25 protein-coding genes and 1 tRNA gene are annotated in these 24,550 nt (G+C 62.7%); 14 read left to right on the forward strand and 12 right to left on the reverse strand.

Annotated features, from left to right (window positions below):
- Positions 1-199 precede the first annotated feature (199 nt).
- From ACIQT2_RS12450 to ACIQT2_RS12475, 6 genes are all read right to left on the reverse strand, one after another.
- Positions 200-823, reverse strand: a complete 624-nt coding sequence (locus ACIQT2_RS12450; RefSeq protein WP_402946756.1) for a Pr6Pr family membrane protein — start codon at positions 821-823, stop codon at positions 200-202.
- A 55-nt stretch (positions 824-878) separates the two neighbouring features.
- The gene (locus tag ACIQT2_RS12455) at positions 879-2,135 is read right to left on the reverse strand and encodes a glycoside hydrolase family 26 protein (RefSeq protein ID WP_402946758.1); all 1,257 of its coding nucleotides are present in this window, start codon (positions 2,133-2,135) and stop codon (positions 879-881) included.
- A gap of 69 nt (positions 2,136-2,204) precedes the next feature.
- A complete protein-coding gene (gene radA, locus ACIQT2_RS12460; RefSeq protein WP_400269913.1) occupies positions 2,205-3,578 on the reverse strand; it encodes a DNA repair protein RadA in 1,374 nt (457 codons plus the stop codon).
- 91 nt (positions 3,579-3,669) lie between these two features.
- Entirely contained in the window at positions 3,670-4,932 is a 1,263-nt protein-coding gene (locus ACIQT2_RS12465; RefSeq protein WP_400335218.1) for a choice-of-anchor P family protein, read from the reverse strand.
- Between the two features lie 126 nt (positions 4,933-5,058).
- Positions 5,059-5,766: a phosphatase PAP2 family protein gene (locus ACIQT2_RS12470; RefSeq protein WP_402946761.1), complete on the reverse strand. Its 708-nt coding sequence runs from the start codon at positions 5,764-5,766 to the stop codon at positions 5,059-5,061.
- A 44-nt stretch (positions 5,767-5,810) separates the two neighbouring features.
- Entirely contained in the window at positions 5,811-6,938 is a 1,128-nt protein-coding gene (locus ACIQT2_RS12475; protein WP_402946763.1) for an aromatic acid exporter family protein, read from the reverse strand.
- A gap of 278 nt (positions 6,939-7,216) precedes the next feature.
- Here ACIQT2_RS12475 and pstS point away from each other — a divergent pair, with 278 nt between their 5' ends.
- The 4 genes from pstS to pstB all read left to right on the forward strand — a co-directional run bounded on the left by pstS (position 7,217) and on the right by pstB (position 11,360).
- On the forward strand, positions 7,217-8,338 hold the full coding sequence (gene pstS / locus ACIQT2_RS12480; protein ID WP_400335225.1) for a phosphate ABC transporter substrate-binding protein PstS: 1,122 nt from the start codon (positions 7,217-7,219) through the stop codon (positions 8,336-8,338).
- A gap of 139 nt (positions 8,339-8,477) precedes the next feature.
- Entirely contained in the window at positions 8,478-9,410 is a 933-nt protein-coding gene (gene pstC, locus ACIQT2_RS12485) for a phosphate ABC transporter permease subunit PstC (RefSeq protein WP_397325382.1), read from the forward strand.
- The gene (gene pstA / locus ACIQT2_RS12490) at positions 9,411-10,514 is read left to right on the forward strand and encodes a phosphate ABC transporter permease PstA (protein WP_400335228.1); all 1,104 of its coding nucleotides are present in this window, start codon (positions 9,411-9,413) and stop codon (positions 10,512-10,514) included.
- A gap of 66 nt (positions 10,515-10,580) precedes the next feature.
- Positions 10,581-11,360, forward strand: a complete 780-nt coding sequence (gene pstB, locus ACIQT2_RS12495; RefSeq protein ID WP_387438981.1) for a phosphate ABC transporter ATP-binding protein PstB — start codon at positions 10,581-10,583, stop codon at positions 11,358-11,360.
- Positions 11,361-11,525: 165 nt separating this feature from the next.
- Here the strand turns inward: pstB and ACIQT2_RS12500 are convergent, their stop codons facing one another.
- Together ACIQT2_RS12500 and ACIQT2_RS12505 are read right to left on the reverse strand one after the other, a co-directional pair.
- Positions 11,526-12,542 carry an anion permease gene (locus ACIQT2_RS12500; protein ID WP_402946764.1) on the reverse strand — a complete coding sequence of 339 codons (1,017 nt, stop codon included), beginning with the start codon at positions 12,540-12,542 and terminating at the stop codon, positions 11,526-11,528.
- A gap of 1 nt (position 12,543) precedes the next feature.
- A complete protein-coding gene (locus ACIQT2_RS12505) occupies positions 12,544-13,161 on the reverse strand; it encodes a DUF47 domain-containing protein (RefSeq protein WP_400335232.1) in 618 nt (205 codons plus the stop codon).
- Between the two features lie 209 nt (positions 13,162-13,370).
- On the opposite strand from ACIQT2_RS12505, the gene ACIQT2_RS12510 reads away from it, so the two are divergent.
- Positions 13,371-14,087, forward strand: a complete 717-nt coding sequence (locus ACIQT2_RS12510; RefSeq protein WP_402946765.1) for a hypothetical protein — start codon at positions 13,371-13,373, stop codon at positions 14,085-14,087.
- 189 nt (positions 14,088-14,276) lie between these two features.
- On the opposite strand, the gene ACIQT2_RS12515 is transcribed toward ACIQT2_RS12510, so the two are convergent.
- Positions 14,277-14,936, reverse strand: coding sequence for a hypothetical protein (locus ACIQT2_RS12515; protein WP_400269924.1), 660 nt, complete (start codon positions 14,934-14,936; stop codon positions 14,277-14,279).
- Positions 14,937-15,714: 778 nt separating this feature from the next.
- Here ACIQT2_RS12515 and ACIQT2_RS12520 point away from each other — a divergent pair.
- Both ACIQT2_RS12520 and ACIQT2_RS12525 read left to right on the forward strand, forming a co-directional pair.
- Positions 15,715-15,787 (forward strand) — tRNA-Lys (locus ACIQT2_RS12520).
- A 154-nt stretch (positions 15,788-15,941) separates the two neighbouring features.
- Positions 15,942-17,465 carry an alpha-N-arabinofuranosidase gene (locus ACIQT2_RS12525; RefSeq protein WP_402946766.1) on the forward strand — a complete coding sequence of 508 codons (1,524 nt, stop codon included), beginning with the start codon at positions 15,942-15,944 and terminating at the stop codon, positions 17,463-17,465.
- 7 nt (positions 17,466-17,472) lie between these two features.
- Here the strand turns inward: ACIQT2_RS12525 and ACIQT2_RS12530 are convergent, their stop codons facing one another.
- The gene (locus ACIQT2_RS12530) at positions 17,473-17,844 is read right to left on the reverse strand and encodes a hypothetical protein (protein ID WP_400335238.1); all 372 of its coding nucleotides are present in this window, start codon (positions 17,842-17,844) and stop codon (positions 17,473-17,475) included.
- A 94-nt stretch (positions 17,845-17,938) separates the two neighbouring features.
- A complete protein-coding gene (locus ACIQT2_RS12535; RefSeq protein WP_402946767.1) occupies positions 17,939-18,226 on the reverse strand; it encodes a hypothetical protein in 288 nt (95 codons plus the stop codon).
- Between the two features lie 159 nt (positions 18,227-18,385).
- Between ACIQT2_RS12535 and ACIQT2_RS12540 the strand changes: the two genes are divergently transcribed.
- Together ACIQT2_RS12540 and ACIQT2_RS12545 are read left to right on the forward strand one after the other, a co-directional pair.
- Positions 18,386-19,384, forward strand: a complete 999-nt coding sequence (locus tag ACIQT2_RS12540; RefSeq protein WP_402946768.1) for a LacI family DNA-binding transcriptional regulator — start codon at positions 18,386-18,388, stop codon at positions 19,382-19,384.
- Between the two features lie 16 nt (positions 19,385-19,400).
- Complete coding sequence (locus ACIQT2_RS12545) at positions 19,401-20,504, forward strand: D-TA family PLP-dependent enzyme (RefSeq protein WP_402946769.1); 1,104 nt, start codon at positions 19,401-19,403, stop codon at positions 20,502-20,504.
- Here the strand turns inward: ACIQT2_RS12545 and ACIQT2_RS12550 are convergent.
- Positions 20,501-20,722 carry a hypothetical protein gene (locus ACIQT2_RS12550; RefSeq protein ID WP_400335246.1) on the reverse strand — a complete coding sequence of 74 codons (222 nt, stop codon included), beginning with the start codon at positions 20,720-20,722 and terminating at the stop codon, positions 20,501-20,503. The genes ACIQT2_RS12545 and ACIQT2_RS12550 overlap by 4 nt on opposite strands.
- A 622-nt stretch (positions 20,723-21,344) precedes the next feature.
- Here ACIQT2_RS12550 and ACIQT2_RS12555 point away from each other — a divergent pair.
- From ACIQT2_RS12555 to ACIQT2_RS12575, 5 genes are all read left to right on the forward strand, one after another.
- A complete protein-coding gene (locus tag ACIQT2_RS12555) occupies positions 21,345-21,686 on the forward strand; it encodes a hypothetical protein (RefSeq protein ID WP_402946770.1) in 342 nt (113 codons plus the stop codon).
- Positions 21,687-21,757: 71 nt separating this feature from the next.
- Positions 21,758-22,483: a CPBP family intramembrane glutamic endopeptidase gene (locus ACIQT2_RS12560; RefSeq protein ID WP_402946772.1), complete on the forward strand. Its 726-nt coding sequence runs from the start codon at positions 21,758-21,760 to the stop codon at positions 22,481-22,483.
- Complete coding sequence (locus ACIQT2_RS12565) at positions 22,480-23,400, forward strand: ABC transporter ATP-binding protein (protein WP_402946773.1); 921 nt, start codon at positions 22,480-22,482, stop codon at positions 23,398-23,400. Before ACIQT2_RS12560 ends, ACIQT2_RS12565 begins: the two co-directional genes overlap by 4 nt.
- On the forward strand, positions 23,397-24,143 hold the full coding sequence (locus tag ACIQT2_RS12570; RefSeq protein WP_402946775.1) for a hypothetical protein: 747 nt from the start codon (positions 23,397-23,399) through the stop codon (positions 24,141-24,143). The genes ACIQT2_RS12565 and ACIQT2_RS12570 overlap by 4 nt, the downstream gene beginning before the upstream one ends.
- Positions 24,144-24,172: 29 nt before the next feature.
- Positions 24,173-24,538 carry a hypothetical protein gene (locus ACIQT2_RS12575; RefSeq protein ID WP_402946777.1) on the forward strand — a complete coding sequence of 122 codons (366 nt, stop codon included), beginning with the start codon at positions 24,173-24,175 and terminating at the stop codon, positions 24,536-24,538.
- Positions 24,539-24,550 lie beyond the last annotated feature (12 nt).

Consider the following 24,550-nt stretch of genomic DNA (forward strand, 5'->3'; position numbering starts at 1 on the left):
AGCACCATGATATGGCTTCCCGGCACCGTTAACCGCACCAGCAAGCCCCAAAGTGGGCCATTTTGTTATGTTCGCGGATGCCTCGAAAGGGCTCAGGCGTGCCCGACGCGGAGGTGTACTTTGGACTTCACTGGCGGGGTACCAAGTGGGCGGAGATTCATCGTCACACCCTGCGGTTCCAATGCACTAGTGCTGAAGCTCAGTAATCCACTTGGCGCTTCAGCTTGTTGCCGAGCCACAGCATCGCGAGGCTCACTGTGAGGAAGCCAACGGCGATCGCGATGGCGTACACCACCACGCCGACCCAGCCTCCGGCACGGTCCGGATTGATGAACCAATACGGATACCAGTTCACGATCGATCCCCGGATGAGGCTGTAGACCAGGTACGCAATGGGATAGATCAGCCAGTAGGGGATATGCCGGAGCTCCAGCTTTGCCCGGGGCGGCTGGAAGAGCCAGTCGGCCACCATCACCACGGGCATCAGGTAGTGCACCACGAAGTTGACCCACGGCACCATGGAGCCCAGATCCTCGCCGGCCAGCAGTGCACCGAAGACTATCCCCACCACGGCCATGGCGATCGTCGCCGTTCCGCGGGTGACGTCGTCCGCCTCGCTGGGACGTTTCCGGATGAGCACCCGGTAACCGCTGATCAGCAGGACGACGGCGGCGAAGATGTTGGACAGGTTGGTGAAATAGCTGAAGAAGTTTCCGACGTCGTAACCCAGCCCTATGTGGACCACGAGTTGCGTCGCCACGGCAACCAGGGTCAGAAGGCCAAAGAAAAAGCGTCCCCCTACAAGCACAGTTCTTTTGGTCATGGGTCTTATCCTGACCGACGCCGCTGTTGACCAGGGCTCGACACCCCGACTGACTTTACGGTTGCGGCTGGCAGGATTGGCTGGGGCCATAGCGCAACCAGTCCGGCAGCGCCGAGGTGAACTCTTCCCGCACCAGTGGAGTGTTGGTGATGGTCCAGTCCACCCGGCCCTTGACCTCTACCTCGTTCTTGTCCCACTCGAACCAGTTGATCATCTTGAGCTGCGGGAATTGTTGGTGGACGGACGGATCAAAGAGTTGCTTCCACCAGGACTGCTTGATGGCCATCTCCTGTTCGCCTCCGGCGGCCGGTGCGTAGAGGGCGGCCGTTTCGGGGATCGCCACAGGTTTGCCGTGTTGTACGCCGTAGACGTCGTAGAAATCGGGGAGGAGGCTGTCGTCGCCGTTGGCGCCCACGTACTTTCCGGTGAGTTGGTCCGTGAACTTGTTGGCCTCGGGGAGTTCATTCTCGCCCCACGGGTACTTGGCGCCCCAGTGGTACAAAGACATCCCTACCCAGTCCACGGCGTCATCACCCGGGTAATAGGGGGCATAGGCGTCGTCCTGCATGGTCAGGGCACCGTCACCGTTGGTATCCAGCGCCGCGAACTCGGCCGTGCCCGGTTTGGCCTCAAAGGCGCCACCGGAGAATGGGTAGCCACCGCCATAATTGGGTGCCCACATCATGGCCGATCCGGGCGCCAGGCTGTGGACTGCCGTGGCAAGCGTCTGGAACGACGCGATGTACTTTTGGGGCTGCTGGGACCACGCATACCAGGAGCCATTCATTTCGTGGGCGAAACGGACAATGACCGGGACACCCTCCTTATTGAACCGGTCCAGGTCCTTGGCGAGTGCGTTGGCCGTTTCCTCGGTGACAGTGGACAGGCCGGCAGCCGGTTCCAGCGTCAGCAGCATCATGTGGCCGTCAGCCCGGATCTGCTGGACAGCCTGCTCAAGATCGTCCTCGTCCTTGCTTGTCAGAGGGAAGCCGGTGAAGGATACGCTGACAGCCGGTTTGTGGCCCAGGTCCTTGGCGAATGTGGCCAGGGGCTTGGAGTGCCAGTCCAGGTTCACCCCAAAGAGAGTTCCACCGTCGGGGACCAGTTCGGTACGGGGCACCACTTCGCAGGAGGGCAACGTCAAGGCGGACTGGGACTGCTTCTCGGCCAGCCCGTTCGCGAAGTTCACGCCGGCGATGCCCAGCACCACCAAGCCAATAATGACGGGAAGCGTGAAGGCCCTCCACAGTTCGGCGCGGTTTTCCTTGCGTGACTCAGGGCTGTCCACGGATTGTTCCCCCACTACAAACACCAGGCCTTCCTGAACTGCAGTTTTGTCCCATCCTAAAGACGCCGGAGCCGGGGCTCAATCGTATGACGCTCAGGTGATGAGCAGTTCCAATGCTTCCGCCAGATGCCCCACTTCGCGGACCGAGAAGCCATCAGGGATCACCCCGGCACCCGCTGGACTGGCCGGAACAATTGCGTGCGTGAAGCCCAGGCGGTGGGCCTCCTGAATCCGTTGGTTGATACCAGGGACAGGCCGCACTTCGCCGGCCAACCCAACCTCGCCAAAAGCAATGAGCCGCTGGGGGAGTGCCTTCCGGGACTTGGCGGACGCGACGGCCAACGCAACGGCAAGGTCCGTGGCCGGTTCGGTAAGTTTCACGCCGCCAACAGTGGCAACGTAGGAGTCGTCCTTGTGCAGCATGCAGCCGGCCCGCTGTTGCAGGACGGCCAGGAGCATGGCCACCCTGGAACTTTCAAGACCACTGGTGGCACGCCGAGGCTGGGCATTCGCGCTTTCCGCCAGGAGGGACTGCACCTCGGCCAGCAGGGGCCGGCGGCCCTCCATGGTCACCGTGATGCAGGTACCGGAGACGGGCTCGCGCGTCCGTGACACGAAGAGCCCGCTGGGATCGGCCAGGCCCTCGATACCGGCCTCGTTCAGGTCAAAGCATCCGACGTCGTCCGTGGCGCCGTAGCGGTTCTTGACGGCTCGGAGCAGCCTCAACCGGGAATGGCGCTCGCCTTCGAACTGGCACACCACATCAACCAGGTGTTCCAGGAGGCGCGGACCGGCGATGGTCCCTTCCTTGGTGACGTGGCCCACCAGCAGCGTGGTCATGTTGCGCCGCTTGGCAGCAGCGATGATGGACGCCGCCACCTCGCGGACCTGCGAGACGCCGCCGGCGCTGCCCTCGACGTCCGCACTGCTAAGGGTCTGCACGGAGTCCACGATGAGGAGCTTGGGTTCGAGCTTCTCCACCTGCCCCAGCGCCTGCCCCAGGTCTGTTTCCGCCGACAGATACAGGGTGTGGGCGACGGCATCGATCCGCTCGGCCCGCAGCTTCACCTGCGCCGCCGATTCCTCGCCCGTGACGTACAGGACGTCCTGCCCGGTGCGCGCGAACTTCGCGGCTACATCCAGCAGGAGCGTGGACTTCCCGACGCCGGGTTCCCCGGCAAGCAGGATCACGGCACCCGGGACGAGCCCTCCACCCAGGACGCGGTCGAGTTCGTCCACCCCGGTGGGGAGGAAGGCCGCCGTCGTCCCATCCACCTCGGCGATGCGGCGGGCAGGCTCCAGAACCGTAGCGGCCGCCGTCGTACGGGCCACAGTGGCGCCGTATTCCTCAACGGTTCCCCACGCCTGGCACTCGCCGCAACGCCCCACCCATTTGATGGCGGTCCAGCCGCATTCGGCACATTTGTACGCAGGGGTCTTGGAAGCACGGGAGGTCTTTGAAGCCATGGATCCAAGGTTAGTGCGGACCACTGACAGAAAAGGACGGCCCGCCAACCCCGGAGGGGCTGACGGGCCGGCCTGTTCCAGCCTGGACTGCTTACTGGACGACGCCCGTGCTCGAGTAACCGATCTGGATCCTCGAGCCCGTTGGCAGCGCCCCAATCGGCTGGCTGATGACTACATCAATCATGGTGACGATGATGCTGGTGGATGACTTGCTGACCTTGTGCAGGGTGACCGTGCCCAGGCCTGCCACATTGACCACCGTGTTCGGTGCAACCGATGCATTGATGGCCGGCAAGCCCGCAACCCGCAGGTTGGTGAACGTGGACGTATCAGTCAACGTCACAGTTGTACCGGTCGCTGCCCTCGTTGCGCTGGTCTCCGCCTTGATGCCGTCCACCTGGATTGCCCCATTGAGGAGGTTGAGCCCCGCAATCGTATTGGTGACCGTGACCTTTGGCTGTGGTGTCAGGACTCCCGTGGTTGCCGTTGAGGAAGCCCCGGCGGTTGCAAGCCCCAGGATGTTGGTGGAAGCCAGGTTGGCATTATTGGTTCCGCCACCGCACTTGGCGTAGGCCAGGGCCGTGGGGTTGGACCCCAGCAAACCATTGGCCAGGACAGCCCGCGTGCTGAAGCCCGTTCCGGCCAGGTAGCCGGTCTGTGCCGGACCCAGGCCGGCGGTGCTGACGCCAACGCGGATGTCCGTTCCCACCTTGAGCCCGGCGAGCCCTGTCTTGAGGATTTCCACCCGCAGCGCCGTAGTCGTGACGATGTAGCCGCCGGTGACGGCTCGTTTCTCCTGGCCGTTGAGGGTCACCTTGCCCACCGACCCCACCAGCGGAACGTTCAGGTCAAGGACCGTGTTGGGTGCCGGATTGGCGTTGACAGGAAGGCCCAGGACCTTGAGGTCGGCGATGGTTGTGGCGTTGGTGCCAGAGAAAGCACCACTGGTGTTCTTGTCGGCGGAGCTGGCCGAGGTGATGGTCCCCGCGGTGATGAGCCCGCCAAGCAGGTTGGTGCCGGCGACGGTCGATTGCGCTTCAATGCGTTTTCCTGTGGCGGTCAACAGGGTCTTCACGCTCGTGGACGCGGCGCCCACAGTTCCCACGGCGGGAACGTTCAATCCTGCGGCTGTGTTGGTGGCAGTCCTTCCGGTAGCACCCGTGCAGCTGACGCCCGAATTCGCTGTTGGACCCGAAGTCAGCGTCTTGTCTGCGTTGAAAATGTAGGAACCGTAAGCCGATCCGGAAAATCCGGTGGCTACTTGTGCTGGTGTTGTGGCGGCTGTGGCCGGCGCCATGGGCCCGGCAAGTGCAACAGCCAAAGCACCCGTTAAAGCAAGCAAGGAACGTTTCATGTATGTCTCCCCAGATGATTACATGCGAACCCGTGAATGTGCTCACGATGGTGCATAGGCTACCGAGTAGTTGCCTTCGCAACAATAAGAATGGGGGGAGGAATTTAGGCCGGCCGGCGGGAAGTGCTAGGCGGACCTTCCGTGCCGTGCCGCGTCAACGAACACCGCCAGGCCCAGCACACCCAGGGCCACCCCCAGCGATGCCACCACGTCGGTGAGCCAGTGGTACCCCAGGTAGAGCCGGCTGTAGGCGACCACCAGCGTGAGCAAAGCGGCACCGGCATAGGCGAGCACCGCCGTCGTACGTGTACCGGAACGCGAGACGAGCAAATAAGCGAGGACCGACGCGAAAACCGCGGCACCGAGCGTGTGGCCGGAGGGGAAGGATAGGGCGTCGTCGGGACCCAGGAGGAAGTCCGACGACGGCGGGCGTGAACGCGAGACATCCAGTTTGATGACCGTGGCCAGGACCACCGAGAGAACCATGGACCCCAGCAGCACGGCCGGTCGCCAGACTTCGCGCTTCCAAACGGCCCACACGATGGCGACGAGGCCGCCAATCACGGACATCACCGTTGGCGAGGTGACCTCGGCAACCGCGCTGAGGAAGGCGGTGGAAAAGGGGCTGCGGGAGTCCACCACGAACGTGTGGACGGCGCCATCGAGGGTTGCCAGGCCACTGGAGGACAGGACGGCGGCGAACATCAGCCAGAACACCACATCCCCGGCAACGAACAGCGCTCCGGCCCACAGGAACAGCAGTCGCTGGCGCAGCCGCAAGGCTGGTGCCGGCCTGAAGCGCAGGGATGGGCGCACGGGGGTAGCAGGAAGCATCGCTCCATTGTCCTCGGCGGAAATGTGTCTTTGCTGGGAGGACCCTACAACGGAGGGAGGACCGCGCGGGCCTCCTCGGGTTCCAATCCGCTCGCTTCCAGCAGGTCCACCATGAGCGGCCGGAACAGCATCACCACGGTTTCGCCCTCCAGCCGGTGCACGTCCAGCATCTTGGGGTGGAGCCGTGAAGCGATCATGGTCAGGTCGGACCGGGCACGGCGCACATGGGCCCGACGCGTTCCTTCGCTCTGCTCCGAGAGCCCGATGGTCAGTTCGTCCACCGCAGCGGCAGTCTCCATGAGGACTTCCGAGATGCTGTCGATGGCTTCGTCAGAGACCGCAGCGTGGTTGATGGCGCTGGTCAGCCGGCGGGCGAAGACCCGGCTGTTACGCAGTGCGAGGTCGATGTATTCCAGGGAATGTTCCAAGCTGGCGAGTTCGTCCCGGTGCCGGCGGTGGGCAGGAGCGAGCGTGGCCACCTCGCCTGATGCCCGCAGGGTCTGCCGCATCCGATCCACCAGCGGCTGGCAATTGCGGCCCCGGATCAAGGCATGCCAGGCGGTTGTCGAGTCACTGTCCAGCATCGCCTTGGCGCACTCGCGCAGGATCTCGGCGAGCTCGTGCAGGATTTTCTGGACGTCCTTCCTGGGCTCCTGGCGCGGATCCTTCGGGACCAGGATGGTCACCAGCAAGGCGGCCACGCCGCCCACCACGGCATCCAGGCTGCGCGTGAACGGTCCGCCGGCAGGTGCCGGCAGCAGCACCACCAGCAGCGACTGCAACCCCAGCTGCGTGGTGAAGATCGTGCCGCTGTCCAGGAACCTGGCCAGCAGGATGGAGAAAAGAAGGACGACGGCGGCCTGCCAGATTCCGGCGCCCAGCCAGTGGAGCAGGAGGTCGCCAACCACGATGCCCAAGGTGCAGCCCAGGCCCACCTCGATCACGCGGCGCAGGCGCGGATCGCGGGAGAAGCCCAGGGCTATCAACGAAGAGGTCGCGGCAAACAGGGGACCTTGGTGGCCAAGCACATATTCGGCGAAGGCGTAGGCGCCCACCGCGCAGACCGTCATCTGGACTGCCGGTACCAGGGAAGTCCGGCTCCGGACGAGTCCCGTCCGCAAGCGGGTACGGACAAACCTCTTGCTTACGGAGAGTCCCTTCGAAGCGGCCATGTCCTCCAGTCTATTTGCCGGACTGCCTCCGGACTGCCCGGCCGCGGGTTCGCATCGCGGTCCCGCACCCACCGAACCGCGACCCACGTCACGCTCAAGGTGGCGCGCGCCACATAACCCAATGGTCCGCCGTCGTTCACTTCCCGTTCACTTTTCCCCACAGGTCCCGTTACCTGCGCTCCTTACCTTCAATAAAGGCACATAAAAGGTCCATAGATCACTCACGCCGGAATCTCCGTTCGGCAGCATCTGAAAATCCCTGGAAGGGGCACATTCAAGTGAAGGCAACTCACTTCGGCCGCAACGCGGCTATCGCGGTCATCGCAGCTGGCGCGCTCGCGCTCACCGCTTGTGGTTCGGACAACGCAACCGGTACCACTGCGGGCACCCAGTCGGCCGCTTCGGGCACCAAGGTTACCGGCACCCTGACCGGCATCGGCGCTTCCTCCACCGGCGCTGCAATGGATTCCTGGAAGGCCGGCTTCGCTACCGCCAACCAGGGTGCCACTGTTCAGTACTCCCCGGATGGTTCCGGCGCAGGCCGCAAGGCCATCATCGACGGCTCGGCCCAGTTCGCCGGTTCCGACGCCTACCTCAAGGACGACGAGCTTGAGGCTTCCAAGGCCAAGTGCGGCCCCGAGGGTGCCATCAACATCCCGGTCTACATCTCCCCGATCGCCGTTGCCTTCAACGTCCCGGGCATCACCGACCTGAAGCTTGACGCCACCACGGTTGCCAAGATCTTCCGCGGCCAGATCACCAACTGGAACGATCCCGCCATCGCAGCCCTGAACGCCGGCGTCACCCTGCCGGACCTCAAGGTCACCCCGGTCAACCGCTCTGACGACTCCGGCACCACCTCCAACTTCACCGACTACCTCGCAGCAGCTGCTCCCGAGGTATGGACCGACAAGGCTGCAGGCGTTTGGCCCGCATCCCTAAAGGGCGAGAACGCCAAGGGCACCTCCGGTGTGGTCAAGACCGTTACCGACACCGCCGGTGCCGTGACCTACGCCGACGACTCCGCTGTCTCCGGCAAGCTGGGCACCGCTTCCATCAAGGTTGGCGAAGAGTTCGTGAAGATCTCCGCTGACGCCGCCGCCAAGGCTGTCGAAGCCGGCAAGCCCGTTGACGGCCGTGCCACCAACGACGTTGCCATCAAGCTGGACCGCAAGACCACTGTTTCCGGCGCCTACCCGGTGGTGCTCGTTTCCTACCACGTGGTGTGCACCACCTACGAAACCAAGGCTGTTGCTGACCTGGTCAAGGCCTTCGAAACCTACGTCGTCTCCGACGAGGGTCAGAAGACCGCCGCTGACGCCGCAAAGTCCGCACCGCTCTCCAAGACGCTGCAGGACAAGGCCAAGGCCGCCATCGAAACCATCAAGGCCAAGTCCTAGGGTTTCCCGGCGGGTTTTGACCGAACCCGGCTGAACATCGAAGTTCCCTGTCCCGCTTGCCGGTGGCCGAAGCGCCGCTGGCCGGGGCAGGGAACTTAGCCATGTAATACCAGTTCACTCCAGACTGAAGGATCGTGAAGTGACCACCAACTCCCTGACAACCTCCCAAGGCGCAGGCCGCGCCGGGGACAAGGTTTTCTCCGGGGCCGCCATGGCCGCAGGGTGCCTGATTCTCGCGGTTCTCTTCGGAGTCGCGTTGTTCCTTGTGGTTCAGGCCATCCCGGCGCTCGTCGCTCCGCCGGAGAACATCCAAGGCGGGCACGGCTTCTTTGCCTACATCGCCCCGATCGTGGTGGGCACGCTGATCGCCGCCGTGATCGCCCTCGTCATTGCCACCCCCGTGGCCATTGGCGTGGCACTGTTCATCTCGCACTACGCACCCCGCCGGCTCGCTTCGGGTCTGGGCTACGTGGTGGACCTGCTCGCTGCCATCCCGTCCGTTGTCTACGGTGCCTGGGGTGCGGCGTTCCTGGCCAAGGAAATCTCCCCGGCCTACGACTGGCTGGCCAACAACCTGGGCTGGATCCCGCTCTTCCAAGGCCCCGCCTCCGCTACGGGCAAGACCATCCTGACCGCAGGCATCGTCCTGTCCGTCATGGTCTTGCCGATCATTACCTCCCTCTCCCGCGAAATCTTCCTGCAGACCCCCAAGCTGCACGAGGAAGCCGCCCTGGCACTGGGAGCCACCCGCTGGGAAATGATCAAGATGGCCGTGCTGCCCTTCGGCCGTCCGGGCATCATCAGCGCGATCATGCTGGGACTGGGCCGCGCGCTTGGTGAAACCATGGCGGTAGCCCTGGTGCTTTCCTCCGGTGTGCTGACCGCGAGCCTGATCCAGTCCGGCAACCAGACCATCGCCGCCGAGATTGCCCTGAACTTCCCCGAAGCCAGCGGCATCAAGGTGAACACGCTGATCGCCGCCGGCCTGGTGCTGTTCGTCATCACCCTTGGCGTGAACATGATCGCCCGCTGGATCATCAGCAAGCACAAAGAATTCTCGGGAGCCAACTAAATGACCGCCACAGTAGTCCGCAAGCGCTCAGCGCTCACCAAGGGCCAACTGCCCAAGTTCGCGCCCTACATCGTCCTGGCCGTCGCCCTGATCCTTGGTGCCGCCATCCTGGCACTCATCGGCTTCAACGCCTTCGGCTGGGGATTGGTCTCGGCCATCCTGTTCACCGTAGGTCTGGTCGCCTGGAGCGGCGCAGTTGAAGGTGCCCGCAAGGCCAAGGACAAGCTGGCCACCTGCCTGGTGGTCGGTGCCTTCCTGATCGCACTCCTGCCACTGGTCTCCGTCATCTGGACGGTGCTGGTCAACGGCATTCCCGGCCTGGTCACCCCCGGCTTCCTTGGCACCTCCATGAATGGCGTGACCGGCGCCTTCGACAACAAGGCAGTGGAAGAGGGCGGCAAGGTCCTCGGCGGTATCTACCACGCGCTGCTCGGCACCATCCAGATCACCCTGCTGGCCACCGTCATCTCGGTGCCCGTTGGGCTGCTGACCGCGATCTACCTGGTGGAGTACGGCAACGACCGCCCGCTGGCCCGCGCCATCACGTTCTTCGTGGACGTCATGACCGGCATCCCGTCCATCGTGGCAGGCCTCTTCGCAGCAGCGTTCTTCTTCGCCATCGTGGGGCCCGGAACCAAGACCGGTGCGGTAGCCGCCGTCGCGCTTTCCGTCCTCATGATCCCGGTGGTTGTCCGCTCCAGCGAGGAAATGCTCAAGATCGTCCCGAACGAGCTCCGCGAAGCGTCCTACGCGCTGGGCGTCCGCAAGTGGCGCACCATCGTGAAGGTGGTCATTCCGACGGCGATCTCCGGCATCGCGTCCGGCGTCACCTTGGCAATCGCCCGCGTGATCGGTGAAACCGCGCCGATCCTGGTCACCGCCGGCTTCGCCACCACCATCAACAACAACGTGTTCGGCGGCTGGATGGCCTCCCTCCCCACGTTCATCTACACGCAGATCCTCAACCCGACGTCGCCGTCCAACCCTGGCCCCTCGGACCAGCGTGCTTGGGGCGCCGCCCTGGTGCTGATCATCCTGGTGATGCTCCTGAACCTCGGAGCACGCCTTATCGCCCGCATCTTCGCTCCGAAAACAGGACGCTAGCCGGGCCGGCAGCTCCGACGCTGCTACGTCAAAAACTTCCAGACCCCCAAGGAACAAAGGAACACCATGTCCAAGCGCATCGACGTCAAAGACTTGAATGTCTACTACGGCAACTTCCTTGCCGTTGAAGGCGTCAACATCAACATCGAAGCCAAGTCCGTCACGGCCTTCATCGGCCCGTCCGGCTGTGGCAAGTCCACCTTCCTGCGCACCCTGAACCGCATGCACGAGGTCCTTCCGGGTGCCCGTGTTGAGGGTGAAGTCCTGCTCGACGGCGACAACCTCTATGGCCCCGGCGTGGATCCCGTCACCGTCCGGACCCAGGTTGGCATGGTCTTCCAGCGCCCCAACCCGTTCCCCACCATGTCCATCCGGGACAACGTGCTGGCCGGCGTGAAGCTGAACAACAAGAAGATCTCCAAGGGTGCGGCCGACGCTCTGGTTGAGAAGTCCCTGGTGGGCGCCAACCTTTGGAACGAAGTCAAGGACCGCCTGGACAAGCCCGGATCCGGCCTTTCCGGTGGCCAGCAGCAGCGTCTGTGCATCGCCCGCGCCATCGCCGTTGAGCCCCAGGTGATCCTCATGGACGAGCCGTGCTCCGCCTTGGACCCCATCTCCACCCTGGCCGTTGAAGACCTCATCAACGAGCTCAAGGACCAGTACACCGTGGTGATCGTGACCCACAACATGCAGCAGGCGGCCCGCGTCTCTGACAAGACCGCGTTCTTCAACATCGCCGGCACGGGCAAGCCGGGCAAGCTCATCGAGTTCGCCGACACCACGTCCATCTTCAACAACCCGTCCCAGAAGGCCACCGAGGACTACGTGTCCGGCCGCTTCGGATAAGGGTTCGGCAGGCTCCGGCTTCCATGGGGGGAACCGGCGAATTACGACGGCGGCCGTCGCCTTGGGGGTACGGCCGCCGTCGCTTTTTGTACCCAACTAAGTCGCATTTGTGCGCGTTTTGAGCCCTCAAAACGCGCACAAATGCGACCCAGTTGGGTGAGGGGTTTAGAGGTCCGCGAGGGGTGAGAAGGCCAGCTCGAGGATGAAAGCCACGGCCGCCGTGATGATCGGGGTGACCAGCCAGAAAAGGAGGATCCGGCGCACCAGCCGGCGGTTGGTCACGTGGAAGCGCTGGTTGGTTCCCGCCCCCAGGGCCGAGGCCGTGAGGGTGTGCGTGGTGGACAACGGGAAGTGCAGGCCGATCGCGCCGACAAACAGCATCACCGACGTCAGGGTTTGCGCGACGAAGCCCCGCAGCGGGTCGATCCGGATCATCCTGTACCCGAGGTTGTGCGAGATCCGCCAGCCCCCGAACAGTGTTCCGGCCGTCAGCATGAGGGCCGTGACGAGGAGGATCCAGAAGGGTACTCCCGCGCCGGATTCGAGTCCCGCCGCCACCAGCGCCAGGAGGAGTACCGCCGTCGTGCGTTGTCCGTCCTGCAGGCCGTGGCCGAACGCAACCGCCGCTGAGGACACTGCCTGTGCCCGGCGGAACCGCCGGTTGATGACATTGGGCTGGGCGTAACGGGCGGCCCACGTCACCGGCCACACCAGCAGGTAAGCGGCAACGAACGCGATCACGGGGGACACCAGCAGCGGGAGCACTACCTGTGTGATCAGTACGGAGTCCACGCCGTCGATGAAGTTGCCGCCCACCAGGACACTCGCAGCCCCGGCCCCGATCAAGCCGCCCATGAGCGAGTTCGTGGAAGACAGAGGAATGCCCCGCCACCAGGCATAGACGCCCCAGAGGATTGCTGCGGCCAGGGCGGAAGCGAGCATGGTCAAACCACTGGTGCCGGAGGGCAGGGTGATCCAGTCCTGGGTAAACGAGAGCACGAAGCTGCCGCTCAGCATGGCTCCGACGAAGTTGAAAATGACCGCCAGGAGCACGGCAATGGACGGCGTGAGGGCACGCGTCCTGGTGGAAAGCGCTACGGCGTTCGAGACGTCACGGAAGCCGTTCAGGAACGCGAATCCTGCGGCCAAGCCCACCACGAGGACCAGGATGGCAGTGGTCACGTCATGATTCCTTGACGATGATGCTGCCTACCTGCGTAGCGATCTTCCGCATGTCCTTGGTGACTTCCACCAGTTCGTTGGCGATGTCCCGGTGCCGGGCGTACTGGGTGGACTTCATGTCCTTGAGCATCTCGGCTACCCAGGTCCGGTGCGTCCGCTCGGCCCGCTTGGCAAGCCGCAGGATTTCGATCCAGTAGTCCTCGAGTTCGTCCAGGTCCTCGAGCTTGCGCATGGCATCAACGGTGAGCTCGGCCTGCCGGCTGATGATTTCCAGCTGGTCGGCGGCCCGCTTGGGCAGGCGGTCCAGTTTGTACAGCGCCACGAGTTCACCGACAGCGTCAAGCTTTTCCATGGCCTCGTTGAGGTGGCGGGACAGCGTGTACATGTCCTCGCGGGGGAGCGGGTTCACAAAGCTGGTGCGCATGTGCGTCAGGAGCGCAAAGTGCAGGTCCAACGACTTGGACTCGTGCTCGTGCAGTTCCTCACTGAGCCGCTCGTGCTCGCTGGCGGGTGCGCCGAGGATCTCCGAGAGCGTACCCGTTGCCGTCACAATGACACCGGCCATCTGCGCGAGAAGTACCAGCCCGGCAGGCTCCTGGGGGAAAAGGCGCAGCTTCATGTCGCTTCCGGTCGGGGGTCGGATGGGCGGCGGGCAGCTTGACTTGACGCTTCCCGTTTCGGTCACAACTTTACCTGTACGCAGGGCTCTGCCGTGTTATGTGGCTTTCCCGGATTGCCGACACGCGGGCACTTCTCCCCATGGCAACTCCCCCGCGTTTTATGGAAATCTAGTGACGTTACCGAATTAATCAACTCAATGGGGGAATTGTGCGTATCAACAATGTAGTGAAGATCACCGGCATCGCCTTTGCCGGAATGCTGGCCTTGAGTGCCTGCGGCGGCGGTACAAGCACGACGGCGGCAGGTTCCGAACCGTCGTCGTCCTCCTCGTCGTCGGCTTCTGCGTCTGCCTCGCCGTCTGCCTCTGCCTCCGCTGATGGTGCCTCTTCGGGCGCCTACAAAGCCGCGTCCTGGGCCCTCCCGATTTCGGACGCGGGAGACAAGCTCGGCAGCATCAAGGGCGAGAGCTTCAGTGTGGACATCTACCAGGTGGCCACGGACGTTGCCTCCAAGGACAGCATGTTCGTGGACAAGGACACCAAGGAGAACCTGCTGAAGAAGGGCGCTCCCGTGGTTTACGTGAACTACGTAGTGACCAACACTTCCTCGGCGGAGATTCCCCTGAGCCACTCGCTCATCACGCCGAACGCCAAGTACACGGACTGGAAGTACCTGGGTGGCATGCCCTCGGATTCCAGCAGCGACCAGTTCAAGAAGCATGGGCTGACCAGCTCGGGCATCAAGCTGAAGGAAGAGGCCCCGTTCAAGTTGGCCCCGGGGGAGTCCTTCAACATTGCCGAGAACTTCGCCTACACAGCGGGTAAGGAAGCCGAGGTCTCAGCAACCATGACGCCGGCGGGTGCTGACGGGAAGCTGGATCACGACAAGAAGGAACAAGCGGAAACGAAGATCACCCTGAAGTAGGGCATAAAAATGGTGCCGAACCGGATACGCCTCTCGGCGGTAGGCCGCTCGAAGCGGCTATAAGTTGAAGCCCGGGGGTTTCGCGGTTCGACACCAACTTCAGTTTTCTACGTAGCCGGAGCTAAGTCAACATTGACAGCAGGGGCCGGAAGTGGGTAACTTCCGGCCCCTGTGTTGGCTGTTCCATCGCTAATCGAGTTCGCCCAAACGCCAAGCATTTGCTGCGTGTTCCAGGTCTTCCGCGGTCTTCACGAGTTGATGGGAATTGCGGGTCAGCTTGCTGGCGTGACCCTCGTTGCTGTGCTCGGCACCATCGGCAAGCGTCGCCTGGCCGAGTGCCACCACCCGGCAAAACGCGGCGGAACGTTCCAGCGCGACGTCGAAATCGCCGTCGAACGCTCCGGACAAAATGGCGTCCGCCATGGTCTTCATTTCATCGGCGCCTGGTGGTTCGGCTGCGCCTGCCACAACGTTGGAAACCTGCGCCGTGTCCCGGCCGGCCCGGAAGTAGACGGAGATGCGTTCGGGGTTCTGGATGGTCGCGGCCCGGAGTGCGTAGAGCCGCCACAGTGCGCCGGGCAGTGAGCGCGCCGGGCTTTCGGCCCACATCTCGGCGATGGCGTCGAGGCCCTGTTCGTCGGCGAGTTTGACCAGCCTGCGCGTGACTTTGGGGTCGTCGCTGTCGCGGCCACGCCTGACCAGCGCCTGGGCCGCGAGGTGGGCGGCTTCCGAGACGCGGGCGGGGTCGGCGCCACCGGCGAACGGTTCGAAATCTATGGGCGCGAAGGGCTTGGGTTTGTGGTGCCTGTTGGCTCCGCCGTATGCGCGTGGTCCTGGCTGTTCGCTCATGAGTTCACCGTACTCCTGTGCCCTGACGCGGTCGAGTAACGGTTGGCTGGGGCTGCTTGGGCTGCGTGGGCGTGCCGCTGCGACCTACTTTGCCGCCGATGGTGGGCCGACACGCCGCCGTGGCCGCGCACCGCCGTCGTGCGCTGCTCAAAGTGGGTCGTCACGGTACACGAGGTTCCACAGTCGGGTGGGAGAACCGCTGCGACCTACTTTGCCGCCGACGGTGGGCCGACACGCCGCCCTCGCCGCGCACCGCCGTTGTGCGCTGCCCAAAGTGGGTGGCGGCGGTACGCGAGGTTCCGCAGTCGGGTGGGTGTACTGCTGCGACCTACTTTGCCGCCGATGGTGGGCCGACACGCCGCCCTGGCCGCGCGCCGCCGTCGTGCGCTGCCCAAAGTGGGTGGCGGCGGCACGCGAGGTTCCGCTGTCGGGTGGGTGTACCGCTGCGACCTGCTTTGCCGCCGACGGTGGGCCGACACGCCGCCCTTGCCGCGCACCGCCGTCGTGCGCTGCCCAAAGTGGGTCGTCACGGTACGCTGGCCGCGCGCCGCCGTCGTGCGCTGCCCAAAGTGGGTCGTTACGGTACGCGAGGTTCCGCGGTCGGCTGGGAGTACCGCTGCGACCTGCTTTGCCGCCGATGGTGGGCCGACACGCCGCCCTGGCCGCGCACCGCCGTCGTGCGCTGCCCAAAGTGGGTGGCGGCGGTACGCGAGGTTACTGCGTTCTACTGCCCCGCGTGCTGTGGGGTACAGTATTCATGGCTGTTTAGACAGCTGGAGGGCCTTTAGCTCAGTTGGTAGAGCATCGGACTTTTAATCCGTGGGTCGTGGGTTCGATCCCCACAGGGCCCACCCTCCGAAAACCCCGGGACCACGTGGTCCCGGGGTTTTCTTTTCCCTCGCAGGAGCCCAAACCCTTGACGCGCACCCCAAGGCACCCGCAGCATAGTTTCTACAACGTTGTAAACCAGCAAACAGCAGACCTGAACTCAAAAGGACACCCCGCTTGGAAACCCCAGAAAACCCCACTGCCAAAATCACCCTTGACCCCGCGTTCGTCGTAGGCCCCGTGAGGAGGAAGTCCTTCGGGGCCTTTGTTGAGCACCTGGGCCGCTGCGTGTACACGGGCATCTTCGAGCCGGAGCATCCCACCGCAGATGAAGACGGATTCCGCGCGGATGTCCTTGAACTCACCAAGGAGCTCGGTGTCTCAACGGTCCGCTACCCGGGCGGCAACTTCGTCTCCGGCTACCGCTGGGAGGACGGCGTCGGCCCCAAGGACCAGCGCCCCGCACGGTTGGACCTCGCCTGGCACTCCACGGACCCCAACTTGGTGGGCGTGGATGAGTTCGCAAAGTGGTCAGCGAAGGCCGGCGTCGAGCCCATGATGGCCGTCAACCTCGGCACGCGGGGGACCCAGGAAGCCTTGGATCTCCTGGAGTACTCCAACATCAAGGGTGGAACGGCCCTCTCCGAACAGCGCAAGGCCAATGGCGCCGTCGAGCCCCACAACATCACCATGTGGTGCTTGGGCAACGAGATGGACGGCTTTTGGCAGATCGGCCACAAGAAGGCGGGGGAGTACGCGCGGGTGGCCGCCGAAACGGCGCGGGCCATGCGCATGGTCAACCCGGACCTGGAACTCGTGGCCTGTGGCAGTTCTGCCCCGAGCATGCCCACCTTCGGCGAATGGGAGCGCGTAGTCCTCAACGAGACCTACGAGCTCGTGGACCTTATCTCCGCGCACCAGTATTTCGAGGACTTCGGGGACCTCCAGGAACACCTCTCGGCGGGCCACCGGATGGAAGCCTTCATCAAGGACCTCACGTCCCACATCGACCACGTGAAGTCGGTACTGAAGTCCGAAAAGCAGGTCAACATCTCGTTCGACGAGTGGAACGTGTGGCACATGTCCCGTGACGAATCGAAGGCGCCCACCGGAGATGACTGGCCCGTGGCTCCCGTGCTGCTGGAGGATCGCTATACCGTTGCCGATGCCGTGGTGGTGGGCGACCTCCTCATCACCCTCCTGCGCAACACGGACCGCGTCCACGCGGCCAGCCTCGCGCAGTTGGTCAACGTCATCGCCCCGATCATGACCGAGCCGGGTGGCCGTTCCTGGAGGCAGACCACGTTCCACCCGTTTGCGCTCACCTCGCGGCATGCCTCGGGCACCGTGCTGAACCTCGCCGTCGAGTCCCCGCTGCTGGACAGTGACAAGACGTCAGGCTTCTCAGCGCTGTCGGCCGTGGCGACGCTCGACGCCGAGGCCAACGAAGCCGTAGTCTTCGCCGTCAACCGCTCGACGACGGATTCGCTCACCTTGGCTGCCGCCGTCGGAAGCCTCGGGGCAAGCAAGGTCATCGAAGCGGTGACCTACGCGAACAAGGACCCGTACTGGCAGGCGACGGCAGACGATTCAACCTCGGTCCTGCCGTCGGAAAACGTGAGTGCAAAGCTCGACGGCGGCAAACTCACCGCTGAACTGCCGGCGGTCAGCTGGAGCATGATCCGCCTGCAGCTGGGCTAGGCGGACACTAGGCGATCGCCTGCGAGCCATCCTGGAAGATGGGGAAGATCGAGATGGGCGTGACGGTGGCCCCGGTGACTGGCTCCGGTTCCTCAACGGGGACCGGGGCCGGGCTGCCGGCTGGGACTACGTCCACGGACTCCATGTCCAGGAGCCTCCGGTTCCCGCCCTCATCCTGCAGCCAGAACAGTCCCGTGCCCGCGACTGTTTTCACCACCACGCCCCGGTGGAAAAGGCGGCCGTTGTGCCAGGCCTCGATATGTTCCCCTGCGTTCAGGGCGTGCGGCTCGGCTTCGCTGCCCGGCAATGTGCCGAAAGCCTGCGCCAAGCTGGCCTGTGTCTTCAGCGCCTGGAAAAGGTCTGTGTTTGCGATGCCCATGGTTGCTCCCCTCGGCTGGCTTCTTTGGCTCTTGGCCCAGCCTCTCGCATTCATGTTGCAGGCTCGTTGCAGGGGTATGAGCGGTGTGTGACAGCTACGGGGTCAGGGGCTCTTCCGGCGTAAAGGGACCAAGTTCATCGGTGTAGGGGGCGTGTGGTCCCGCGGGGCTGTCCCACAGCTCGTTGGCCGCGAACGCCAGGATGTCGCGCTGGAACGCAGGTACGGAGAGAAGGCCTTGCAGGTACGCCTCGACTTCGAGTTCGCCCATGGACCCGCCGACACTGACGTAATGCAGCCATAGGGATTCGGTACTGATGCTTCCGGCTGTCAGCACTGCTTGGAGCCCCCGGCTCTGCTCAGGTTCATTGCTGTCGAAGCCCATGTCCCGCGCCTTGACGATCGCCGGCGCCCGGCAATCGCTAGACAGCCGAGCATTTCTTACAGCCTAAACCGTTACGCGCGGGTAGGCACAGTTTCCTAGGATGTATCCCAACTATTCCGTGCATCTGCAACACTCGAACCCAAACTGAAGGAGTGACATTTGGCCGTCACCATGAACGACGTCGCGCGGGCTGCCGGCGTTTCCCTCAAGACGGTCTCCAACGTCATCAACAACTACGAGTTCATCCGTCCCACTACCAAGCAACGCGTCCTGGATGCCATCGATGAGCTCGGCTACGAGGCCAACCTGACTGCCCGCAGCCTCCGTTCCGGCAAGACGAGCATGCTGGGCCTGGTCCTGGCCGACCTCAACATTCCCTATTACGCCGAGCTGGCCAGCGACGTCATGAAGGCCGCATGGCAGCGAGGGTACCGGGTGCTGGTGGAACAGTCCGGCAACGAGGCGAGCCACGAGCGGGCGGCACTCCAGGGCCAGTTCCGCAGCCTCACCGACGGCCTGCTGTTCATCCCGCTGGCCTTGGACGCGGACCAGATCATCGAGTCCGCGGGCAAGAAGCCCTTGGTCCTCCTCGGCGAGTTCGTCCAGGATCCCCGGCTGGATATGGTCCTCATCCGAAACCTCGACGCGGCAGCGGCGGTCACCACCCACCTGCTCTCGGCCGGCCGCCGTCGTCTTGCCGTTTTGGGAGCGCACGACGGCGATACCACCGGTACCGGAGGCCTCCGCCTCACCGGGTACAAGGCTGCGCTCGCTGCCGCCGGGGTGGAATATGACCCCGCCCTGGTGGTGCCCTGCGATTGGCGGCGGGACGGCGGCGCGGAGGCGATCGGACGCTTGCTGGACAGCGGCGTGGACTTCGATGCCGTCTTCGGATTGAACGACGCCGTTGCCTTGGGCGCGCTGCACGCGCTGTTGGTGCGGGGCATGAAGGTTCCGGAAGAGATTGCCGTTGCCGGCTTCGACGACATCGACGAGGCCCGCTTCTCCTCGCCGTCACTCACCACCGTGGCGCCGGGCCGTACGGAAATCGCGGAGCGCGCCGTCGACCTGTTGATCCAGCGGATCGAGGGCAAGGGCGGCGCCGTGGAGCAGCCCGAGGCGGCGTTCTCCCTGCGCGTCCGGCAGTCCGCGCCGTAAGCGTTACTGTCGAGGGATGAACCAGTTTGTCCCTGCTGAAGTTGTCACGCCCGCCGTCCTGATCGACGTCGATATCCTCGATCGGAACATCGAACGCATGGCGGCAAGCACGCTCAAACGCGGGCTGCGGCTCAGGCCGCACGTCAAGACACACAAAACACTGGAGATCGCCGCCAAGCAGCTCGCTGCCGGAGCGGTGGGCCTCACGGTGGCGACGATTGGCGAGGCCGAGGTGTTCGCCGACGGCGGCGCAACGGACATCTTCATTGCCTACCCACTGTGGGTGGAGGCTTCTCATGCAGAGCGGTTGCGGAAGCTCGCGTCGAAATGCTCCCTTGCTGTGGGCGTGGATTCGGCGGAGAGCGCGTCGCAACTTGGCACCCAGTTGGGGGCGGATGCCCCGGACACCAACGTCCTGATCGAGGTGGACAGTGGCCATCACCGCAGTGGCGTTCTGCCCGGCGAAGTGGTGGATGTGGCCAAGGCTGCCGCCGCGGCCGGACTGACTGTGGCTGGTGTGTTCACTTTCCCGGGACACAGCTACAAGCCGGGTATGCCCACGGGCGCGGCCAGTAACGAAAACGAAGCGCTTGGCGCGGCCGCAACCGCCTTGGCTGAAGCCGGGTTCGAGGTGCGGATCATCAGCGGGGGATCGACTCCGACTGCCCTCATCGACTCGGAAACCGTCGCGACGGAGCTGCGGCCGGGCGTCTACGTTTTCGGCGACGCCCAGCAGTTGGAACTGGAGCGGTGTTCGTGGGAGGACATTGCCCTCACCGTGGCGGCCACCGTGGTGAGCCGGCACGAGGCAAGCGGCGGAAACGTGCGCCGGGTCGTTGTGGATGCGGGAAGCAAGATCCTTGGCAGCGACCGGCCGGATTGGGCAACGGGGTACGGGCGGCTGCCGGAGTTCCCCGAGGCGCGGATCACGGCTCTTTCCGAGCACCACGCGACTGTTGTGTGGCCTGAGTCGGAGCAACTGCCGGAGCTGGGCCAGCGCCTACGGGTGATCCCCAACCACGTGTGCCTGACGATGAACCTGGTGGACGAGGTGTTCGCTGTCCAAGCCGGGGCCGTTGCGGATACGTGGAAGGTCGCGGCCCGGGGCAGGAATAACTAGGCTCCGATGAGGTGACCCGTGAAGTAGCGGGAGTGCGTCTTCTTGACAGTTTCCAAGGAATCGCTGTTAAGGGATACGATCTCCCACTCGCGGCTTTCGCGCTCCCGCTCGAGCTCCAGACGGAGCTTGAGGGCTTCCCTGTGCCCCAGCCGTCCTGGAAACTCCTTGACGATCCGATCGCCAGTACGCCTGTTGTACTTGATGACGAAACCAGCCAATTGATCATCACCTTCCTGTCTCTCGACCTTTTCCACGTGGAGGCAGAGAGCACGCTTGCTCTCTCAGACTACTTTGGTGCGGTCCTGGAACGCGCCCTAGTGCCAACTAGAAGATCAGCAGGACCGTCTCAGCAACTGCAGAACGGGCTCAAACGGACCCTGTAAGCCCGCGACAATTGCCCTAGCCGCTGTCGTCGGCCGCCACTGACTAGATCGGTCTCAGTCACTGCCGGTGACCCCTTGCCGTTAAGTCCATCGGAGGGCTGGCAAATATAAAGCCTGCTGATGGTCTTCGGTCGGTCAGTGCATTTGCGGCAGATTTCTGCTTCCGCACCCCGGAATTACGCGGTTTTTACCAGTCCAGTAAGAATGCTGATCAAATTTGCCAATTACCCACCTTTTAGAGAATTTCAAATTTAAATTGACAGGATTTTGATCCTTAATTTACTTTAATGAGACGCCCAAGGTGGGTGTGATGATTGGGGAGGTAGTGGGTTTGCTTCAATTTTTACCTAATACGGTCAATTATGGCAAAAGGCTGGTTGCGGCCGTGTTGGCGGGAGTAATTCTCCTGTCAGCGCCGGCAGCCGTTCGGAGTGCTTCAATTTCAAGCGTTTCCTCGGTGGCGACCAATATTGGCGTCTCAACTCCTGTGGTGGGGGCGCAAAGCGCAACGTACGTCGCGGCGGCGGCCGCTTCGGCATTGGCGCCGGACTCGTTCGTTGATCCGTCTGCGGCTGACGCCCAGAAGCGGATAAATATCAAGCCGATCCTGGACTGGATTCGGTGGGCGGCACCTTATGTATGGAATGCGATGGTGGACGCAGTCAAGTGGGGCTGGGGTGCTTTCGTGGGCTGGTGGAACGGCTTGGCTGGCTGGATTCGAAGCACCATCAACTGGTTCATTGGTGGGGCCGTGTGGGAGTTCTACGTCGAACTGCGCCGATACTTCTTCGGCTGGTAGGTAGTGGGTTGTCGGCCGACTGGACTCGCTGGCAAGCCCAGTCGGCCGGCAACTGCTCTGAAGCGAGGTGAATGATCAAGCGACTATTCACGAATGCCATCGCAGTCGCCACTCTACTTAGCGGAACTGTGGTCGTGGGCCTGGTTCTCTCGTATCTCGTACTGTGGGCGGCAGGTGTCGCCGATGAGTTCATTGTTCCTATCGCACTAGGAATTGTCGGTGGTCTAGCTATGGCCATCGGGTACTTCCGATTCCATTTCAACCCGCTGACGGTCGGTTCTCTTGGTGAAACGAAGTGGCGGATACACGCAGTACTTGTCGCTGTCGGCGCCGTGGTGCTTGTGCTGATGAATGTACTGCATGAAAGTCAACTACCACTGGCGTTGACTGCCCCAGTAGTTGTAGTGCTGGAAGAGATCATTTTTCGAGGGATGCCGCTATCTCTATTGTCTCGTTTGCAATGTTCGAGTGGCGTCCGCATCGGTGTAGTCTTTGTGTTCGCACTCGCATTTTCGGTGCTCCACGTTTCACCATTCGTGTCGATGTTTCTTGACCGACTCGTCTTTGCGGTGCTTGCGCAGACTCTTGCGATCAGGTGGCAGTCCCTGTGGCCCAGTGTCATCTTTCACTTGTTTTCCAATGCCATAGCCCTGTCTGCCGCCCCGCCGCAGAATGAAGGAGACTGTTGGTTCTTTATAGGTATCGATTTTGTACTATTTTTTCTGATGTATATGATGTCGGCACTAATCAGGTCCATGGGACCTATCTCTGAAATGGATCAGGGTGCGCGCAGATGACGCTGAAACTGGAAAATGTCTCGAAGTCTTACGGCAAAGTCAAGGCCGTCCGGAATGTCAGCTTCTCCTGTCAACCTGGCACGATCACCGGCTTCGTCGGGCCAAATGGATCAGGTAAGTCGACGACCCTAAGGATGATTGCCGGTCTCACCCGGCCGGATGGGGGCTCAATAGCCATCCAAGGAATCCACTTTAAGGACCTAAGAAATCCGGGGACGGAGATCGGTTTTCTTCTGGATCCTTCTGCCCACCATCCGGGTCGTTCAGTCCGAGAAACTGTGGGTATGGCGGCCATCATGATGGGGCTCTCGTTCCAGCGCGTTGACGAGGTTGTGCAATCCGTCGGTCTGTCCAACGCCGCCAGGAGGCAAGTACGCTCGCTTTCCCTGGGAATGCGCCAACGGCTCAGCCTGGCCATCGCCTTGCTTGGCAACCCCAAGTATTTGGTTCTTGATGAGCCCGCTAACGGCTTGGACGTTGAGGGAATGAGATGGCTTAAGTCATCGATCCGTGCGTTCGCCTCGGGTGGTGGCGCTGTACTCATTTCGAGTCACCTTCTGAACGAGCTTGAATCGTACGTTGACCGGGTGGTGATCATTGACCGGGGTTCTGTCATTTCGGACTCGACGATCCGCGAACTCGGTGGTGTCGATGTTACTGAGGTTGCTGGCCCTCAATTACTGGACATCCAACGAGTCCTCCGTGCTGAAGGTATCAGCCTGAGAGATGAAGGTAGTACTCAGGGACGCCCTCTCCTGGTCGAGTCCACCCCAGACCGTATTGGCGAGATACTTTGGCGGTACAACCTTCAAATTAGCCTGTTGCAGCCAAGCCGCGCTGTGTCATTAGAGCACTACTACTCAGAATTGACTTCTCCAGAATTTGTCGCCATCCCACCAAGAAGGGACGGGCAATGAACACCTTGCGCACCCCAGCAAAGAATCCCATGGTGGTTGCCATTCATGTTGAGTTGCGAAAGCTGACAAATACCCGCAGCTCCAGATGGATCCTTGCATCCATGGTGTTTCTAGGCATTCTCATGGTTGCTGTGTTTGTCAGCACGTCTATCACCCGTGGTGAGCCGATCGATACCTCAATGATGCTGGCTGCGTTGGCATTGCCTGCCGGAATAGGTGCGCCGATCGTTTCAATCCTGGCGGTCACATCCGATTGGCAACATCGGGATGTCATCAAGTTCTTCGTCCTCCAGCCGCGACGTGGACTGCTGCTCATCGCCAAGTACATAGCTGTGTCGACCTTTGCTCTCGGCATCATCCTCTCGGTATGCGCGGTCTCGTTCGCGGGTTCCTTGGCGCTCTCTGCGGTGGCGGGAACCGATGTCGTCTATGGAGACGTAGTCAGGAGTCTCTGGCTGCTGACGTGTGTGACTGTTGTTGGAACGATAGCCGGTGCAGCCGTCGCGTCGGCACTGCTATCAACGCCGCTGGCTATTGTGTTCGTCCTGTTCCAGTCGTTCGTCTTCGACTCGTTGATCGGTCTCTTTGCCGGGACGGCTACTCCGTTTCTCCAGTCAGCCACACTGACCAATGTGCTGACCGAAGGCGGAAACGCAATGGCAGCGGTTTCCTCCGCGGCAATTTGGATCATCGTTCCGGGGGCTATCGGAGCGTGGCGGAACCGGATAAAGGACGTAGCCTAGCCGCAGGGCGTCAGGAATGGAGTGTAAGCATGGAATCATCGGTGAAACGGAATATTGCCTATGCGCTGAGGAGGAAGGGGATTGCCGAGCCAGAAATTCCCCGGCACATACGCGACGCAACGAACCTCCAGGAGAGCATGGGCGAGCGGTTCAGTACTGCCGACTTTGTGGCGGGAACTCCTCGTGGAACGCATACCTCCAAGGGGGCAATAGTTGGCCGCATCGCCGCGGCATTCCTCCTGCTTGGTATCGGTCTGCACCTGCTCTTGAGCGGCGTGTTTGGAGTGCACTTGGGTGTCATGGGCCTGGTGCTTTATTACATAGGAGTTCTGCTGGGTCTGGCAGCACTCGTGTTCTCTGCGTACTACCTGGACCGTAAGTTGCCTGAAAGCTAGCCGTTCAGCGAA

Source organism: Paenarthrobacter sp. NPDC090522 (genome assembly GCF_044769225.1).
GTDB lineage: Bacteria > Actinomycetota > Actinomycetes > Actinomycetales > Micrococcaceae > Arthrobacter.

Excerpts from the sequence above, each read along its gene's own strand:
- ACIQT2_RS12450 (WP_402946756.1), bottom strand. The coding sequence starts at position 823 with ATGACCAAAAGAACTGTGCTTGTAGGGGGACGCTTTTTCTTTGGCCTT.
- radA (WP_400269913.1), bottom strand. The coding sequence starts at position 3,578 with ATGGCTTCAAAGACCTCCCGTGCTTCCAAGACCCCTGCGTACAAATGT.
- ACIQT2_RS12465 (WP_400335218.1), bottom strand. The coding sequence starts at position 4,932 with ATGAAACGTTCCTTGCTTGCTTTAACGGGTGCTTTGGCTGTTGCACTT.
- ACIQT2_RS12470 (WP_402946761.1), bottom strand. The coding sequence starts at position 5,766 with ATGCTTCCTGCTACCCCCGTGCGCCCATCCCTGCGCTTCAGGCCGGCA.
- ACIQT2_RS12475 (WP_402946763.1), bottom strand. The coding sequence starts at position 6,938 with ATGGCCGCTTCGAAGGGACTCTCCGTAAGCAAGAGGTTTGTCCGTACC.
- pstA (WP_400335228.1), top strand. The coding sequence starts at position 9,411 with ATGACCGCCACAGTAGTCCGCAAGCGCTCAGCGCTCACCAAGGGCCAA.
- pstB (WP_387438981.1), top strand. The coding sequence starts at position 10,581 with ATGTCCAAGCGCATCGACGTCAAAGACTTGAATGTCTACTACGGCAAC.
- ACIQT2_RS12505 (WP_400335232.1), bottom strand. The coding sequence starts at position 13,161 with ATGAAGCTGCGCCTTTTCCCCCAGGAGCCTGCCGGGCTGGTACTTCTC.
- ACIQT2_RS12515 (WP_400269924.1), bottom strand. The coding sequence starts at position 14,936 with ATGAGCGAACAGCCAGGACCACGCGCATACGGCGGAGCCAACAGGCAC.
- ACIQT2_RS12530 (WP_400335238.1), bottom strand. The coding sequence starts at position 17,844 with ATGGGCATCGCAAACACAGACCTTTTCCAGGCGCTGAAGACACAGGCC.
- ACIQT2_RS12535 (WP_402946767.1), bottom strand. The coding sequence starts at position 18,226 with ATGGGCTTCGACAGCAATGAACCTGAGCAGAGCCGGGGGCTCCAAGCA.
- ACIQT2_RS12545 (WP_402946769.1), top strand. The coding sequence starts at position 19,401 with ATGAACCAGTTTGTCCCTGCTGAAGTTGTCACGCCCGCCGTCCTGATC.
- ACIQT2_RS12560 (WP_402946772.1), top strand. The coding sequence starts at position 21,758 with ATGATCAAGCGACTATTCACGAATGCCATCGCAGTCGCCACTCTACTT.
- ACIQT2_RS12565 (WP_402946773.1), top strand. The coding sequence starts at position 22,480 with ATGACGCTGAAACTGGAAAATGTCTCGAAGTCTTACGGCAAAGTCAAG.
- ACIQT2_RS12570 (WP_402946775.1), top strand. The coding sequence starts at position 23,397 with ATGAACACCTTGCGCACCCCAGCAAAGAATCCCATGGTGGTTGCCATT.
- ACIQT2_RS12575 (WP_402946777.1), top strand. The coding sequence starts at position 24,173 with ATGGAATCATCGGTGAAACGGAATATTGCCTATGCGCTGAGGAGGAAG.